This is a genomic window from Bariatricus sp. HCP28S3_A4, assembly GCF_052066395.1.
GTDB lineage: Bacteria > Bacillota > Clostridia > Lachnospirales > Lachnospiraceae > Allocoprococcus.
This window is the reverse complement of record NZ_JBQHSE010000013.1, coordinates 37,066-52,443: the sequence shown is the minus strand read 5'-3', so window position 1 is coordinate 52,443 and position 15,378 is coordinate 37,066. Positions and strand designations below refer to the sequence as shown.

Annotated in this window: 15 protein-coding genes; 14 read left to right on the top strand and 1 reads right to left on the bottom strand. The window is 44.6% G+C overall.

Annotated elements, in window-relative coordinates; all coding sequences use genetic code 11:
- Position 1 precedes the first annotated feature (1 nt).
- The 5 genes from ftsY to ACTNBF_RS08475 all read left to right on the top strand — a co-directional run bounded on the left by ftsY (position 2) and on the right by ACTNBF_RS08475 (position 4,635).
- A complete protein-coding gene (gene ftsY, locus ACTNBF_RS08495; RefSeq protein ID WP_427806498.1) occupies positions 2–949 on the top strand; it encodes a signal recognition particle-docking protein FtsY in 948 nt (315 codons plus the stop codon).
- Positions 943–2,157 carry a threonine ammonia-lyase gene (gene ilvA, locus ACTNBF_RS08490; RefSeq protein ID WP_441016984.1) on the top strand — a complete coding sequence of 405 codons (1,215 nt, stop codon included), beginning with the start codon at positions 943–945 and terminating at the stop codon, positions 2,155–2,157. Before ftsY ends, ilvA begins: the two co-directional genes overlap by 7 nt.
- 16 nt (positions 2,158–2,173) lie before the next feature.
- Complete coding sequence (locus tag ACTNBF_RS08485; protein ID WP_427819800.1) at positions 2,174–2,644, top strand: DUF1653 domain-containing protein; 471 nt, start codon at positions 2,174–2,176, stop codon at positions 2,642–2,644.
- Positions 2,645–2,774: 130 nt separating this feature from the next.
- A complete protein-coding gene (locus tag ACTNBF_RS08480; protein ID WP_427819801.1) occupies positions 2,775–3,413 on the top strand; it encodes a GntR family transcriptional regulator in 639 nt (212 codons plus the stop codon).
- Between the two features lie 25 nt (positions 3,414–3,438).
- Positions 3,439–4,635: an NADP-dependent isocitrate dehydrogenase gene (locus ACTNBF_RS08475; RefSeq protein ID WP_441016987.1), complete on the top strand. Its 1,197-nt coding sequence runs from the start codon at positions 3,439–3,441 to the stop codon at positions 4,633–4,635.
- Between the two features lie 43 nt (positions 4,636–4,678).
- On the opposite strand, the gene ACTNBF_RS08470 is transcribed toward ACTNBF_RS08475, so the two are convergent.
- On the bottom strand, positions 4,679–6,604 hold the full coding sequence (locus ACTNBF_RS08470; RefSeq protein WP_427806503.1) for an ABC-F family ATP-binding cassette domain-containing protein: 1,926 nt from the start codon (positions 6,602–6,604) through the stop codon (positions 4,679–4,681).
- A gap of 143 nt (positions 6,605–6,747) precedes the next feature.
- On the opposite strand from ACTNBF_RS08470, the gene ACTNBF_RS08465 reads away from it, so the two are divergent.
- The 9 genes from ACTNBF_RS08465 to ACTNBF_RS08425 all read left to right on the top strand — a co-directional run bounded on the left by ACTNBF_RS08465 (position 6,748) and on the right by ACTNBF_RS08425 (position 15,320).
- On the top strand, positions 6,748–7,398 hold the full coding sequence (locus tag ACTNBF_RS08465) for a redox-sensing transcriptional repressor Rex (RefSeq protein WP_427806504.1): 651 nt from the start codon (positions 6,748–6,750) through the stop codon (positions 7,396–7,398).
- 97 nt (positions 7,399–7,495) lie between these two features.
- Complete coding sequence (locus ACTNBF_RS08460; RefSeq protein WP_427819803.1) at positions 7,496–9,019, top strand: NAD(P)H-hydrate dehydratase; 1,524 nt, start codon at positions 7,496–7,498, stop codon at positions 9,017–9,019.
- Entirely contained in the window at positions 9,016–10,182 is a 1,167-nt protein-coding gene (gene alr / locus ACTNBF_RS08455; RefSeq protein WP_427819804.1) for an alanine racemase, read from the top strand. The genes ACTNBF_RS08460 and alr overlap by 4 nt, the downstream gene beginning before the upstream one ends.
- 88 nt (positions 10,183–10,270) lie before the next feature.
- Positions 10,271–10,618, top strand: a complete 348-nt coding sequence (locus ACTNBF_RS08450) for a type II toxin-antitoxin system PemK/MazF family toxin (RefSeq protein WP_427806611.1) — start codon at positions 10,271–10,273, stop codon at positions 10,616–10,618.
- Between the two features lie 22 nt (positions 10,619–10,640).
- Complete coding sequence (locus ACTNBF_RS08445) at positions 10,641–11,480, top strand: hemolysin family protein (RefSeq protein ID WP_427819805.1); 840 nt, start codon at positions 10,641–10,643, stop codon at positions 11,478–11,480.
- Positions 11,481–11,569: 89 nt separating this feature from the next.
- A complete protein-coding gene (locus ACTNBF_RS08440; RefSeq protein ID WP_427806508.1) occupies positions 11,570–12,301 on the top strand; it encodes a YebC/PmpR family DNA-binding transcriptional regulator in 732 nt (243 codons plus the stop codon).
- A gap of 22 nt (positions 12,302–12,323) precedes the next feature.
- On the top strand, positions 12,324–13,085 hold the full coding sequence (locus tag ACTNBF_RS08435; RefSeq protein WP_427806509.1) for a CFI-box-CTERM domain-containing protein: 762 nt from the start codon (positions 12,324–12,326) through the stop codon (positions 13,083–13,085).
- 11 nt (positions 13,086–13,096) lie between these two features.
- Positions 13,097–14,377, top strand: a complete 1,281-nt coding sequence (locus tag ACTNBF_RS08430) for an O-acetylhomoserine aminocarboxypropyltransferase/cysteine synthase family protein (protein WP_427806510.1) — start codon at positions 13,097–13,099, stop codon at positions 14,375–14,377.
- A gap of 298 nt (positions 14,378–14,675) precedes the next feature.
- On the top strand, positions 14,676–15,320 hold the full coding sequence (locus tag ACTNBF_RS08425) for a ClpP family protease (protein ID WP_427806612.1): 645 nt from the start codon (positions 14,676–14,678) through the stop codon (positions 15,318–15,320).
- Positions 15,321–15,378: the final 58 nt, after the last annotated feature.

The window sequence follows — 15,378 nt, the reverse complement described above, 5'->3', positions numbered from 1 at the left end:
TATGGCTGAAGAGAAAATGGGATTTTTTAAACGACTTGTGTCCGGGCTTACTAAGACCAGAAACAATATTGTATCGGGCATTGACAGTATTTTCCACGGATTTACCAATATTGACGAAGACTTTTATGAAGAGCTGGAAGAAATTCTGATCATGGGAGATCTGGGAGTAAAGGCCACTTATGCGATTCTTGAGGATCTGCGCAAAAAAGTTAAAGAGCAGCACATCAAAGAGCCGATCGCATGTAAGCAGCTTCTGATCGACAGCATCAAAGAACAGATGTATGTAGGAGAGACGGCTTATGAATTTGAAGAAAGAACATCGGTAGTTCTGGTGATTGGAGTAAATGGGGTTGGCAAGACGACAACCATTGGAAAGCTAGCGGGAAAACTGAGAGACCAGAACAAAAAAGTTGTCCTTGCGGCAGCAGATACATTCCGTGCGGCAGCCGGTGAACAGCTGAGAGAATGGGCAAACCGTTCCGGGGCCGATCTGATCGGCGGGCAGGAAGGAGCGGATCCGGCAGCCATCGTTTATGATGCGGTCCAGGCTGCTAAAGCGAGAAAGGCCGACGTACTGCTGTGTGATACGGCGGGAAGACTTCATAATAAAAAGAATCTGATGGAAGAGCTGAAGAAGATCAATCGTGTGCTGGAGAGAGAATATCCGGAAGCGTACCGCGAGACTCTGGTCGTGCTGGATGGAACGACCGGTCAGAATGCACTTGCACAGGCCAGAGAATTCAGTGAAGTTGCAGACATTACCGGTATCATTCTGACGAAGATGGACGGTACCGCAAAAGGAGGAATTGCCGTTGCGATTCAGGCAGAACTCGGAATACCTGTTAAATATATCGGAGTGGGAGAATCCATTGATGATCTGCAGAAATTTGATTCAGATCAGTTTGTAAACGCTTTATTTACGACAGAAGAAGGAGAAGAGACATGTTAACGTTAGAGAAATTTGAAGAAGCAAGCGAGATTGTAAAACGGGTCACCAAACCTACCAAACTGGTTTACAGTGAGCATTTAAGCGCACAGACCGGAGCTAAAGTATATCTGAAACCGGAAAACATGCAGTATACAGGTGCCTATAAGCTCAGAGGCGCTTATTATAAGATCAGTACCTTGTCAGAGGAAGAACGCGCCAGAGGACTGATCGCTGCATCCGCAGGAAACCACGCACAGGGTGTCGCATATGCCGCAAAAGCCTTTGGATGTAAGGCTACCATCGTTATGCCGACCGTTACCCCACTCATCAAAGTCAATCGTACCAAGAGTTACGGAGCGGAAGTGATACTTCACGGAGATGTCTATGATGATGCCTGTGCAAAGGCTTATGAGCTGGCGGAGGAGCACGGCTATACATTTGTTCATCCGTTTGATGATCTTGATGTTGCAACAGGACAGGGAACGATCGCGATGGAAATCGTGCAGGAACTTCCGACGGTCGATTATATCTTTGTGCCGATCGGCGGAGGCGGACTGATCACGGGTATTTCTACACTTGCGAAAATGCTGAATCCTAAGATCAAAGTGATCGGTGTGGAACCGGCAGCAGCAGCCAGTATGAAAGCGGCCGTAGCGGCAGGCCATGTTGTGACTCTTCCGAGCGCAAATACGATCGCAGATGGTACCGCTGTAAAAACAGTTGGTGAAAAGACGCTTCAGTATGTTATGGAAAATGTAGACGATATCCTTACAGTAGAAGATGATGAACTGGTCGGTGCATTCCTTGATATGGTCGAGAATCACAAAATGGTTGTCGAAAACTCAGGACTTCTTTCTGTGGCTGCTTTAAAACAGATGGATCTGACAGGCAAAAAGGTTGTTTGTATCTTAAGCGGCGGTAATATGGATGTCATTACCATGTCATCCATCGTACAGCATGGATTGATTCAGAGAGACCGTATTTTTTCTGTATCCGTACTTCTTCCGGATAAACCGGGTGAACTTGTGCGCGTCGCAAAGACAATTGCTGATGAACAGGGAAATGTAATTAAACTGGAGCATAATCAGTTTGTCAGCATTAATCGAAATGCTGCCGTTGAACTCAGAGTCACCATGGAAGCATTTGGAACGGAACACAAAAACAGAATTATTCAGGCATTGGAGCGAGAAGGATTCCGTCCTAAAACAATCAGTGCCAAACTCTATTAGATAAGGGATGAGAATCATGAAACAAGGCAGAATGCCGAAAGTCGGTGAGTGTTACAGACATTTTAAAGGGAATCGTTATCGCGTACTTGCAATTGCAAAGCATACAGAGCGTGCAGAAGAGCTTGTCGTCTATGAAGGACTTTACGGAGAACATCCGGTATTTGCACGACCTTTGGAAATGTTTCTGGAGCAGGTCGATAAGAGAAAATTCCCGGATGCAGATCAGGAATATCGGTTTGAACTGGAGGAAGAGACCGCAGTGGCGGATGAGGAGGAACAGAGTCTGATCATGCGATTTCTTGATCTGAGCAGCAACGAAGAAAAACTGCGGTTCCTTCAAAAATATAAAACAGAACTCACAGATGAATTCCTTTCCGCCGCTGCGCAGAGTATGGATTTTACAGAAAATGCACAGACGATGGAAATGCGATACCAGCAGTTGGTAAAATACATCAAGACATTGATGAAGTATGAAAAACGGATGTAGCAGAAAAAATAATCTAGCCTATTGACAATAAATGTATCGTTGTATACAATGATACAAAAATGGGCCAGGTTTACTTGGGTCAGATTTTATATTGACCCCAACAAAAAATATAGTTTTCAGGAGCAGAATCATGGATAAATATTCACTGAGGGGACAGGTTTTTCAGGAGATCCGCGAGGACATTCTGAAAGGCAAATTTAAGGAAAATGAAGAATTACGAGAAGCAACACTGGGTAAGGAACTTGGAGTCAGCAGGACGCCGGTTCGGGAAGCACTCCGTCAGCTGGAGCTGGAGGGGCTGGTTCACATTATTCCGAACAAAGGGGCCTATGTGACGGGCATTACGGAGAAGGACGTGCATGATATCTATATGACGCGTTCCATGCTTGAAGGCCTATGTGCACGTTGGGCGGCTGAGCACATTTCAGAGGAGCAGATTCAGGAAATGGAAGAAGTCCTGCTTCTTACAGAATACCACTTGGATCGTGGAAATGCCGAACAGCTTGCAGAACTTGACGGAAAGTTTCATGAGGTTCTTTATGACGCAAGTCAGAGCCGGATACTCAGACATATTCTTTCTGATTTTCATAAATATGTTCAGGTGGCAAGAAAACGATCCGTGAAGAAAGAAGACAGGGCAAAAAAATCTCTGGAAGAACACCGGGAGATCCTGAATGCACTACGGACCGGAGATGCGGACCGTGCAGAAGAACTGGCACATATTCATATCCTGAATGTTATGGAGAATCTTCATATTGAGCAGGAATAACAGGCAAAAGAAAGGAAGAGTAAGCATGAGCAAGATTCAGATGACGACACCAATTGTTGAGATGGACGGAGATGAGATGACAAGGATCCTGTGGAAGATGATCAAGGAGCATCTTCTTCTTCCGTATATTGATTTGAAGACAGAATATTATGATCTGGGCCTGAAACACAGAGACGAGACAAACGATCAGGTTACTGTGGATTCTGCAATCGCAACGAAGAAATATAAGGTTGCAGTAAAATGTGCAACGATCACTCCGAACGCAGCCCGTGTGAAAGAGTATAATCTGAAAGAAATGTGGAAGAGCCCGAATGGAACCATTCGTGCGATCCTTGACGGTACTGTATTCCGTGCACCCATCGTTGTAAAAGGAATTGAACCTTGTGTAAAGAACTGGAAAAAGCCGATCACGATTGCAAGACATGCTTACGGGGATGTTTACAAAGGTTCTGAAATGAAGATCCCGGGTGCCGGAAAGGTAGAACTGGTTTATACCGCAGAGGACGGAACCGAGACGAGAGAGCTGGTTCATAATTTTACCGGATCCGGAATTGTTCAGGGCATGCATAATATTGATCAGTCAATCGAGAGTTTTGCAAGAAGCTGTTTTAACTATGCACTGGATACGAAACAGGATCTCTGGTTTGCAACGAAAGATACGATTTCCAAGAAATACGACCATACCTTTAAAGATATTTTTCAGGAGATTTTTGATGCAGATTACAAAGAGAAGTTTGAAGAAGCCGGAATCGAGTATTTCTATACGCTGATCGACGATGCCGTAGCACGTGTGATGAAGTCTGAAGGCGGTTATATCTGGGCATGTAAGAACTATGACGGTGATGTGATGAGTGACATGGTTTCTTCCGCATTCGGATCACTGGCCATGATGACTTCCGTGCTGGTATCTCCGGAAGGATACTATGAATATGAGGCAGCACACGGAACGGTACAGCGGCACTATTACAAGCACCTGAAAGGAGAAGAAACATCTACTAACTCCGTGGCAACGATCTTTGCATGGACGGGGGCACTCAGAAAACGTGGTGAGATGGATGGAAATCAGGAGCTGATGGATTTTGCCGATAAGCTGGAAAAGGCAACGATCGATACAATTGAAAGCGGAAATATGACTAAAGATCTTGCACTGATCACGACGCTTCCAAATCCGACTGTATTGAACAGCGAAGATTTTATCAAAGCGATCGCTGAGAGATTGTAAATAAAAACAGGAAAAACGCGCCGATAAGGCGCGTTTTTAACAGTTATTCAGCCAGCTCTTCCCATTTTTCATAGAGTTCTTCCAGCTCTTCTTCATTTGCAGCCTTTTCCTTTGCCAGTTCCTGACACCGGACGGAATTGGTATAGATTTCTTCCTGCATAAGAAGCGTATCGATCTCCTGGTTTCGTTCTTCCAGCCGGGTAATGCGTTCTTCCGTCTTTTTCAGTTCGTTCTGACGCTTCCGGATTCTTGCTTGTTCTTCTTTCTGTTCCTGCCAGCTCATTTTGGACTGGGACATTGAAGAAGTGCCTTCATTCGTAGATTGCTTGTCTGAAATATTGCCACCGGCGTATGCCGTCGTGAGTTCCTCTTTCTTTTCGAGATAGTAATCGTAGTTTCCAATATAATTTACAAAAGTATGGTTCACCAGGTCAAGAATACGCGTGGCTGTCTGGTTGATGAAATAACGGTCATGGGACACATAAAGTACGGTTCCGGTGTACTCATTCAATGCATTTTCCAAAATTTCTTTCGAAGCGATGTCCAGGTGGTTCGTAGGCTCGTCCAAAATCAGGAAGTTCGCCTCGGAGAGCATCAGCTTTGCAAGAGATACTCGTCCGCGTTCTCCGCCGCTCAAATCACCGATCATCTTAAATACATCATCGCCTGTGAATAAAAATGCAGCTAGAACATTCCGGATCTGTGTATTCGTAAGTGTCGGATAATCATCGGAGATCTCTTCAAAGATCGTTTTTTCCATGTGAAGTACGTGATGTTCCTGATCGTAGTAACCGATATGTACATTGGTTCCCAGTGTAAAGCTTCCCGAATCCGCCGCGATCACATTGTTCAAAATCTTAAGCAGTGTCGTTTTCCCTGTTCCGTTATCACCTACGATGGCTACATGTTCACCTCGCTTAATCTCGAAGCTGACATCCTGAAAAAGGACCTGGGGAGCAAATGATTTTCCAAGGCCTTCAACGCGAAGCACGTCGTTCCCGCTCACACAGGAAGGCTCCAGGCTTAAATGAATATCGGTATTCAGCTCAACCGGTTTTTCAACAGGTGTGATTTTGTTTAACAGCTTTTCCCGGCTTTCCGCACGTCGGATTGATTTCTCCCGGTTGAAGGAACGAAGCTTTTCGATGACTGCCTCCTGATGCTTGATTTCCCGTTGCTGATTCAGATATTCTTTCAGCCTTGCGTCTCTGAGCTGCTGTTTCTTCTGGGCATAATCTGAATAATTTCCCATATATGTCATCAGTGTACCGTTTTCAATCTCCAGCACTTTCGTTACGACACGATTCAAAAAATAACGGTCGTGGGAGACGATGAGCACTGCACCGGAGTAATTCAGCAGGTAGTTCTCAAGCCATGCGATTGAATTCATATCCAAGTGATTGGTAGGCTCATCCAGCAGCAAAATATCCGGTTTCGTCAGCAGAAGTTTGCCGAGGGAAACACGTGTCTTCTGGCCGCCGGAAAGGGCGTCCACCGGTTTCTGAAATTCATCCTCAGTAAACCCAAGGCCTTTAAGAACACCGACCAGTTCGCTTTTATAAGAATAGCCGTCAGCACGTTCAAATGCAGCGGTAAGTCTATGATAAGTGTCAAGTTTCATCTGAAGTGCGTCACCGGTCAGCGTACTGATTTCCAGTTCCAGTGCACGAATCTGACGTTCCATTTCGATAATCTCAGATTTGGCGGTGCGGACTTCTTCGTAAATGGTATTCCCGCTCATCAGGTCCTGGTGCTGGGCAAGATAGCCCATTGTTTTTCCTTTGGTAAGAATTACATCACCGTCATCACTATTCAATTCACCGACGATCATTTTCAAAATTGTGGATTTCCCGGCGCCGTTCAGACCGACCAGCGCCGCTTTCTCACGGTCTTCTATATGAAAGGAGCCTTTATTCACAATAACCTGCTCCCCAAAGGATTTCGTTAAATTGTGGCATGCCAGTATCATTTTCAAACCTCCTTATACTGTAGAAATAGGTACTGTCTACCTCATTATATCGGAAATACAATAAAAAACAACTATTAAGTTTGACTTTTTTATGTCATTTTTATATAATGAAATTTAGAATAAGAATGGAAGGTGGATGTCAGGTGGAAGAAAGAGAAATATCTCAGGCAGTAATCAGAAGACTTCCGAGATACTATCGTTATCTTGGCGAATTGCTGGAACACGGTGTGGAACGAATATCCTCCAACGATTTGAGCAAGAGAATGAAAGTAACTGCATCCCAGATTCGTCAGGACCTTAATAATTTTGGTGGATTTGGACAACAGGGATACGGGTATAATGTAAAATACTTATATACGGAAATAGGGAAAATTCTGGGACTGGACAACCAACATAACATGGTCATTATCGGTGCCGGTAATCTTGGACAGGCACTGGCTAATTATGCAGCATTTGAAAAAAGAGGTTTTGTATTAAAAGGATTATTTGACGTGAATCCACGACTTGTGGGAATTACGATCCGCGGTGTGGAGATCCGGATGATGGATGAACTGAGTGATTTTATTCAGAAGAATGATATTGAAATCGGAGTACTTGCGATTCCGAAGACAAGAGCCATAGATGTTGCGAATGTTCTGGTTGATAATGGTGTGCGGGCGATCTGGAATTTTGCACATACAGATTTGAATCTTCCGGATAATATTATTGTTGAGAACGTGCATTTATCGGAGAGTCTGATGAGACTTTCATACAATATAACACGTTATAATATGGAACATACAGATAATTCATAATTCGACAGAATGTGTTACACACATTTTGCCTGAATCGGCGTAATGAGAGAAGAGTTCCGGCTGCGGGGCTCTTTATTGCGTATTGGAAGGTGAGAATATGAAATATATATTGACAGCTGAACAGATGAAAGCGGCGGACGGAAGAATGATTCATGAGATCGGGATTCCTTCGCTGGTACTGATGGAACGTGCGGCGCTTCAGTGTATGGCTGCAATGAAAGAAGAGCAGATTGATCTGTCCTATGCACTGGTGGTATGCGGCTCCGGCAACAACGGTGGAGACGGATTCGCGGTGGCAAGACTGCTTGCCGAAGAAGGAAAAAGGGTCGATGTGTGTTTTGCCGGAAAATTGGAATCCAGGAGTGAAGAAACGAAGCAGCAGATGCATATTCTGGAAAATCTGGGCGTGTCTGTAGGAAACACTTTACCGGAGAAGGAATATAGTGTTATTATAGATGCCGTATTTGGAATCGGGCTTTGCCGAAATATCGAAGGACATTACCAGAATGTGATTGAACAAATGAACCGGTATCAGGGATACAAAGTTGCGATTGATACTCCGTCCGGAATTTCCGCTGACACCGGGGAAGTACTGGGATGTGCGTTCCGGGCTGATTTGACAGTCACGTTTGCATACGCTAAGGCAGGTCAGGTTTTCTTTCCGGGTTCCGAGTATGCGGGGAAAGTACTGGTAAAGGATATCGGCATTACGGATCCGGGCTTTGAAAACCGGGACGATCTTTATTTTATGCTGGAAAAACAGGATGTGATTTCCAGGATGCCGGAGAGAAAGCCGGATTCCAATAAAGGAAGCTATGGAAGGGTTCTTCTTATTGCCGGAAGTAGGGGAATGTCGGGGGCAGCGTACTTAAGTGCCCATGCGGCGTACATGGTAGGCGCAGGCCTTGTACGGATATACACGGAAGAATCCAACAGACAGATTCTTCAGCAGCTTCTGCCGGAAGCTATTATCACGACTTATGATGAGATGGCCTTAGATTGTTTCCGGGAACTTCCAGATCTGCTTCAATGGGCAGATGTGGTTTGCATCGGATGCGGACTTGGAATTTCAGAGTATTCGCGGAGACTTTTTAAAATGACGCTGGAAATGAACCGGAAGCCGTGTGTGATTGATGCGGACGGTCTCAATCTTCTTGCGGAATTTACCGAAGAAGAGCGAAGAAAATGGGCGCGCCAGAAAGAACAGTATGTGCTGACACCTCATATGAAAGAAATGTCAAGATTGACAGGATATCCTGTTGCAGAACTAAAGAATCATAGGAACGCTCTTCTACGTGAGTTTGTTGAAAAAATGCAGGTCGTTTGTGCCATGAAAGACAGCAGAACACTCGTCGCAGCTTGCGGACATCCGACGTTTCTGAATTCATCCGGAAATGCAGCAATGGCGAAGGCCGGTTCCGGTGACGTGCTGGCAGGAACGATTGCAGGCCTGATGGCTCAGAACCTCCCGACTTTTGACGCGGCTGTGTTGGGAGTATATCTGCACGGCCTTGCCGGAGATACGGCAAGAGAAGAATGTGGATCCTACAGTGTGCTTGCTGAAGATCTCATCCGGGGGCTTGGCAGAACACTAAAAACTTTGGAGGAAAACTTGAAATGAAGACATATAACAGACTGCGTGCAGTGATCGATCTTGATGCAGTAATGTATAACATGCAAATGATGTATCGTAATATTAAAAACGATGCGCGGATGATCGTTGTCGTGAAAACGGACGGATACGGACATGGTGCCGTACCGATTGCAGAAATGTTAGAAGATGTGGAGTACGTATGGGGATATGCTGTGGCAACATTGGAAGAAGGGATCCTACTTCGAAAAGCTGGGATTGGAAAACCGATTCTTTGCCTCGGATGCATTTTCCCGGATCAGATGGAAGCGATGATTCGGCATCAGATCCGTATGACGGTCTATGACGGTGAACTGGCAGCTCTGGCATCGGCAAAAGCAGAAGAACTGGGAATGAATGCAATCTTTCATATTAAGATTGATACCGGAATGTCCAGACTCGGATTTGCGCCGGATGACGTAAGCGTGAACGCAATCGAAAAGATCAGTCATCTTCCATGTGTAGAGCTGGAAGGAATGTTTACACATTTTTCGCGGGCTGATGAGAAAAATAAGGAGATCACAGATCAGCAATTTACTTCATATATCCGGGTTAAAGAAGAACTGGAGAAAAGGGGTATCCATTTTCCACTACTTCATGTATCAAACAGTGCTGCGATCATCGATCAGCCGGAATTGAATCTGAATCTTGTGAGAGCGGGCATATCTACTTACGGTATGTACCCTTCTGAGGAAGTGAGAAAAGATTCGGTTCCATTGAAACCGGCTATGGAATTGATTTCCCATATCACATATTTGAAATGGATTGAAAAAGGGACTGCCGTCAGCTATGGTGGAACCTTTGTAGCGGATCGGAGAATGCAGATTGCAACAGTACCGGCCGGGTACGGTGACGGGTATCCCAGGAGTCTGTCCAATAAAGGATATGTTTTGATTCATGGGAAGAAAGCGCCGATCGTTGGAAGAGTCTGCATGGACCAGTTCATGGTTGACGTGACAGATATTCCCGATGTGAAGTTTGAAGATAAGGTTACCCTGATTGGTGAAAATGAAGGGGTGTATCTTCCGGTTGAAACGTTAAGTGAATTATCCGGAAGGTTTAATTATGAATTTGTCTGTGACATCAATAAACGTGTTCCCCGGGAATATATTCGCGGCGGAGAGGTAGTAAGGCAGATAGATTATTTTGAATAGAATATTATAAGAATGAAAAGTATGCATGGAATACTTCTGATGAAAGATGGGAATACTTCTTGTATCTTGAAATCGGAGAGTGAATGAAGTGCAGGTAAGACGTGGAGATATCTATTATGCAGATTTAAGTCCGGTAGTCGGCTCAGAACAAGGAGGCATCCGTCCGGTGCTGATCATCCAGAACGATATAGGCAACAGGCACAGCCCAACTGTGATTTGTGCAGCTATAACATCCCGAATGAATAAGGCAAAACTGCCTACACATGTTGAAATCGATTCGGGACGGTACAAAATCGTGAAGGATTCTGTAGTCCTGCTGGAGCAGATACGCACAATCGACAAGCAGCGACTGAAAGATTTAGTCTGTCATGTGGACCGGGAACTGATGAGAAAAGTTGATGAGGCATTGTGTGTCAGTCTGATGCTTCATACATAGTAAAGGAGAAACTGAAATAATTATGGAAGAAGGCAATAGTTTACTTCAGAAAATGAGAAGAGTCTTTTCGGAAAATGAAGATCAGGAGCGGGTGGCTGAAGAAATTATAGAGAAGATTGAGGAAGGCTATCAGAAAGGTGTTCTTGCAAAGCGCGAAATGAAGATGATCTGTAATGTTTTCGGATATATGGATTCTGAAGCAAAAGATATCATGACCCATCGTAAAAATATTGTGGGCCTGGACGGAAATACAACACTTTCAGATGCAATCAGATTTATTCTTGAAGAGAATAATTCCAGGTTTCCGGTCTATGAGGAGGATATTGATAATATTATCGGGATCGTCCATCTCAGAGATGCCATGAAATGTTATCTGGATGATTCTTTAAGAAATGTCCGGATCAAGGATCTGAAAGAGATCATCCGGCCGGTAAGCTTTGTCCCTGAGACAAAAAGTATCGATAAGTTGTTTCAGCAGATGCAGAAAGACAAACGGCACATGGTCATCGTTCTCGATGAATACGGACAGACCGTGGGAATTGTTACGATGGAGGATATCATCGAAGAGATCGTCGGCAATATTCAGGATGAATATGATGAAGAAGAGGAGCTGATCACAAGTCAGCCGGACGGTACATATATCGTAGACGGAATGGCACAGCTTGAAGATCTGGAAGAAATACTGGGCATTAATTTTGAAGAAGAGGATTATGACACGATCAATGGTTATCTGATCGATTGCCTTGACAGAATTCCCTCTGAAGACGAAAAATGCACGGTACAATTTGAAGGATATGTGTTCCAGGTACTGTCAGTTGATAACAATACCATCCGCAAAGTACGGATTATGAAGATGAAGTAACAGTTGGTTCTTGTCAGGAACCGAAAAGAGTGCTAAAATAAAATGATTAATATTTTAGTGAATACTATACGAACAGAGAGGTAAATACAATGTCTGGACATTCAAAGTTTGCGAATATCAAGCATAAAAAAGAAAAAAATGATGCTGCGAAGGGAAAAATCTTCACGAAGATCGGCCGTGAGATTGCAGTTGCTGTAAAGGAAGGCGGCGGAGCTGATCCTGCAAATAACAGCAGACTTCGCGATGCAATAGCAAAAGCAAAGGCAAATAATATGCCGAATGACAATATCGAACGAAGCATCAAGAAAGCAGCGGGAGATGGAGACGCGAACAATTATGAACATATCGTTTATGAAGGATATGGCCCGAACGGTACAGCAATCATTGTCGATGCGCTGACTGACAATCGTAACCGTACCGCGTCAAATGTACGAAGCGCTTTTACGAAAGGAAAAGGCAATATCGGAACCTCCGGCTGCGTTTCCTTCATGTTTGACAAGAAGGGACAGATCATTATCGATAAGGAAGAATGTGAACTGGATGCGGATGATCTGATGATGCAGGCACTGGATGCAGGTGCAGAAGATTTCTCAGAGGAAGAAGACAGCTTTGAGATCCTTACTTCACCGGATGATTTCAGTGAGGTCCGTCTTGCACTTGAGGAAGCAGGAATCCCGATGGCAAGTGCGGAGGTGACCATGATCCCGCAGACATGGGTGACACTGGAAAGTGAAGAAGATATCAAAAATATTCAGAAGACCTTAGATCTTCTTGAGGATGATGACGACGTGCAGGAAGTGTACCACAACTGGGAAGAATAATTCCGGAATGGAGGAATCAGATATGACTCATAACACGAAGGAAGAACTGGAGAGATTGTTCGAACTGGCTGTTCCTCTTGCGAAGGAATTTAACAAACGTACATATTCTGATTTGTTCCAGAGCAAATATGAGGAATTCAAGCCCCTTTTTGATGCAATTGAACGGGAGTGTGCAGAAGCTGATAATCCGGATGAGGCGGTGGAAGAGGTAGCGTCCGTGATTCCCGATGCCATGCATCAGATTCTGGAAAAAGCCGGATCCAAACGTAAGAAAGAACAAATTCTGATGAATTACAATATGGGAATGGTGTCTTTCATTATCCCGATGATGCGTTACGGCAGGACACCTGTGTGTGAGAAAGTCGTAGACCGTATGATTGTTTTGTGGAACGATAACGGGCTGGAGATGGATCTTGGCAAATCATCATATGAAGATATTGAGGGCGGATTCAAAGCACGGATGTGCTATATAACCACTGCAGTCTGTGAGGGCCTCGGCAAGCCGGATCATTGTTATGAACTGGAAACACTGAGAAATTACCGTGACGGATATCTGGCAAATTCCGAAGGTGGTATGCAGATCATTCGAGAATACTATGATATAGCGCCGACTATTGTTAAGAGGCTTGGACGCAGCACAGATGCGGGAGAGGTTTATCTGGAAATCTGGAAACAGTATCTTGAACCATGTGTCAGGCTGATAGAGGATGGAAAACCGGCAGAGTGTAAGGAAGTGTACATCGATATGGTACGCACTCTGAAGACAAAATACTTATATTCTTAGGGGGACTCAACATGAGCGATTACAGAATTGAGACGAAGTGTATTCAATCAGGATATACACCGAAGAACGGCGAACCGCGTGTTCTGCCGATTTATCAAAGTACAACATTTAAATATGACGACAGCGATCAGATGGGAAAATTGTTTGATCTGGAAGCTTCCGGATATTTCTACACAAGGCTGCAGAATCCAACCAATGATGCTGTCGCAGCAAAGATCTGTGATATGGAGGGCGGATATGCAGCGATGCTAACGTCATCCGGACAGGCGGCAAATTTCTACGCAATCATGAATATTGCGGAAGCAGGAGATCATATTATCTGTTCTTCTGCCGTATATGGCGGTACATACAATCTTTATGCACATACGATCCGCAAGATGGGCATCCAGGCAACTTTCGTTGATCCAGACTGCACACCGGAAGAACTTGATGCAGCTTTCCGGGAGAACACGAAAGCTGTTGTCGGTGAGACGATTGCCAATCCGGCACTTACTGTACTGGATATTGAAAAATTTGCCAAAGCAGCACATGCACATGGAGTCCCGCTGATCGTTGATAATACATTTGCAACACCGATCAACTGCCGCCCGTTTGAATGGGGCGCGGATATTGTTACACATTCCACCACCAAATATATGGATGGTCATGCATCCTGTGTCGGCGGTGCGATCGTTGACAGCGGTAACTTTGACTGGACAAAATATGCGGATAAGTTCCCGGGACTTACCACTCCGGATGAGACATATCATGGGCTGGTTTATACGGAGCGTTTCGGTAAAGGAGCGTACATTACAAAAGCGACTTCCCAGATGATGCGAGATCTTGGATCTATCCAGTCACCGCAGAATGCGTTTCTTCTCAATATCGGCCTGGAGACACTGCATCTTCGTATGCCCAGACATTGCGAAAATGCGCTGAAGGCTGCTGAGTTCCTGAAGAGCCAGGAAAAAGTTGCATGGGTGAACTGCCCATCTATGGAAGGTGATAAATACTATGATCTTGCCAAGAAATATATGCCAAACGGTACTTGCGGTGTCATTACATTCGGTCTGAAAGGTGGTCGCGATGCAGCTGTGAAGATGATGGACAGTCTTAAGATGATTGCGATTGTGACTCATGTCGCAGATGCGAGAAGCTGTGTTCTTCATCCGGCAAGCCATACACATCGTCAGATGAATGATAAAGAACTTCTGGAAGCAGGAGTACAGCCGGATCTGATCCGTTTCAGTGTGGGCATTGAAAATATTGACGATATTATTGATGACCTGAAACAGGCACTGGAAGCAGTATAGTTAATAAAATGATTTAGGGAGATTGTGAAAAAGCAGTCTCCCTTTTTGTTGCCATGCAGATGAGAAAAATGATCCCGCGAACCATTTTTGAGTATAGTATTTCCTTCCCCTGTGCATACTTTTATTTGCAGAGAACCGTGTTCTGAATGAAATGTGTATAGAAAGAGAGGGAGCAATAATGGAAGACAGTGATGTGAAAGAATATCAGATACGTAAGCGATCCAACATGAGTGAGACAGAGGCAAATGACAAGAAAGAACCGGAAAATCTATCGGAGGAAGACATTCATATCCGGGAAATGGGAACACTTCCGCTTGAAGAAGGTCATGCACACCGGATTGAACTTCTGACGGTGATAGGAGAAGTTGAAGGACATGAAGCGGTGTCCGGAAATACGAAGGCAACCAAATATGAACATCTTCTACCTAAGCTGGCCCAGATCGAAAATAGTGAGGAAGTTGACGGAGTACTGATCCTTCTTAATACACTCGGAGGTGATGTGGAGGCAGGATTAGCCATTGCAGAAATGATAGCTTCCCTCAGTAAACCGACCGTTTCGCTGGTACTTGGCGGCTGTCATTCTATTGGAGGGCCACTGGCGGTTTCGGCGGATTATTCTTTCATTGTTCCGAGTGGCACCATGATCATTCATCCAGTCAGAACCAGCGGTATGTTTATCGGTGTCATGCAGAGCCTTCGAAATATGGAGAAGACGCAGGATCGGATTACCGGATTTCTGGCTGCCCACTCAAAGATGAGTCAGGAACGCATTGAAGAACTGATGCTGGATCCGACACAATTGGTAAAAGATGTAGGTACGATGCTCGACGGAGAGCAGGCCGTGAGAGAAGGTCTCATTGATGAAGTAGGCGGAATCAGTCAGGCTTTGAAAAAATTGCATGAAATGATCCGGGAAAAACAAAAAAAGTCTGATGAAAATTAAGTAATGACACGAACGGCGGCTAATGCTATAATAGTATAGTATGTATAAAATCAGCCGA

What these genes read in the sequence shown, in the direction of transcription:
- ACTNBF_RS08440 (WP_427806508.1), top strand. Translation starts at nt 11,570, where the DNA reads ATGTCTGGACATTCAAAGTTTGCGAATATCAAGCATAAAAAAGAAAAA.
- alr (WP_427819804.1), top strand. Translation starts at nt 9,016, where the DNA reads ATGAAGACATATAACAGACTGCGTGCAGTGATCGATCTTGATGCAGTA.
- ftsY (WP_427806498.1), top strand. Translation starts at nt 2, where the DNA reads ATGGCTGAAGAGAAAATGGGATTTTTTAAACGACTTGTGTCCGGGCTT.
- ACTNBF_RS08430 (WP_427806510.1), top strand. Translation starts at nt 13,097, where the DNA reads ATGAGCGATTACAGAATTGAGACGAAGTGTATTCAATCAGGATATACA.
- ACTNBF_RS08425 (WP_427806612.1), top strand. Translation starts at nt 14,676, where the DNA reads ATGGGAACACTTCCGCTTGAAGAAGGTCATGCACACCGGATTGAACTT.
- ilvA (WP_441016984.1), top strand. Translation starts at nt 943, where the DNA reads ATGTTAACGTTAGAGAAATTTGAAGAAGCAAGCGAGATTGTAAAACGG.
- ACTNBF_RS08475 (WP_441016987.1), top strand. Translation starts at nt 3,439, where the DNA reads ATGAGCAAGATTCAGATGACGACACCAATTGTTGAGATGGACGGAGAT.
- ACTNBF_RS08445 (WP_427819805.1), top strand. Translation starts at nt 10,641, where the DNA reads ATGGAAGAAGGCAATAGTTTACTTCAGAAAATGAGAAGAGTCTTTTCG.
- ACTNBF_RS08480 (WP_427819801.1), top strand. Translation starts at nt 2,775, where the DNA reads ATGGATAAATATTCACTGAGGGGACAGGTTTTTCAGGAGATCCGCGAG.
- ACTNBF_RS08435 (WP_427806509.1), top strand. Translation starts at nt 12,324, where the DNA reads ATGACTCATAACACGAAGGAAGAACTGGAGAGATTGTTCGAACTGGCT.
- ACTNBF_RS08460 (WP_427819803.1), top strand. Translation starts at nt 7,496, where the DNA reads ATGAAATATATATTGACAGCTGAACAGATGAAAGCGGCGGACGGAAGA.
- ACTNBF_RS08470 (WP_427806503.1), bottom strand. Translation starts at nt 6,604, where the DNA reads ATGATACTGGCATGCCACAATTTAACGAAATCCTTTGGGGAGCAGGTT.
- ACTNBF_RS08485 (WP_427819800.1), top strand. Translation starts at nt 2,174, where the DNA reads ATGAAACAAGGCAGAATGCCGAAAGTCGGTGAGTGTTACAGACATTTT.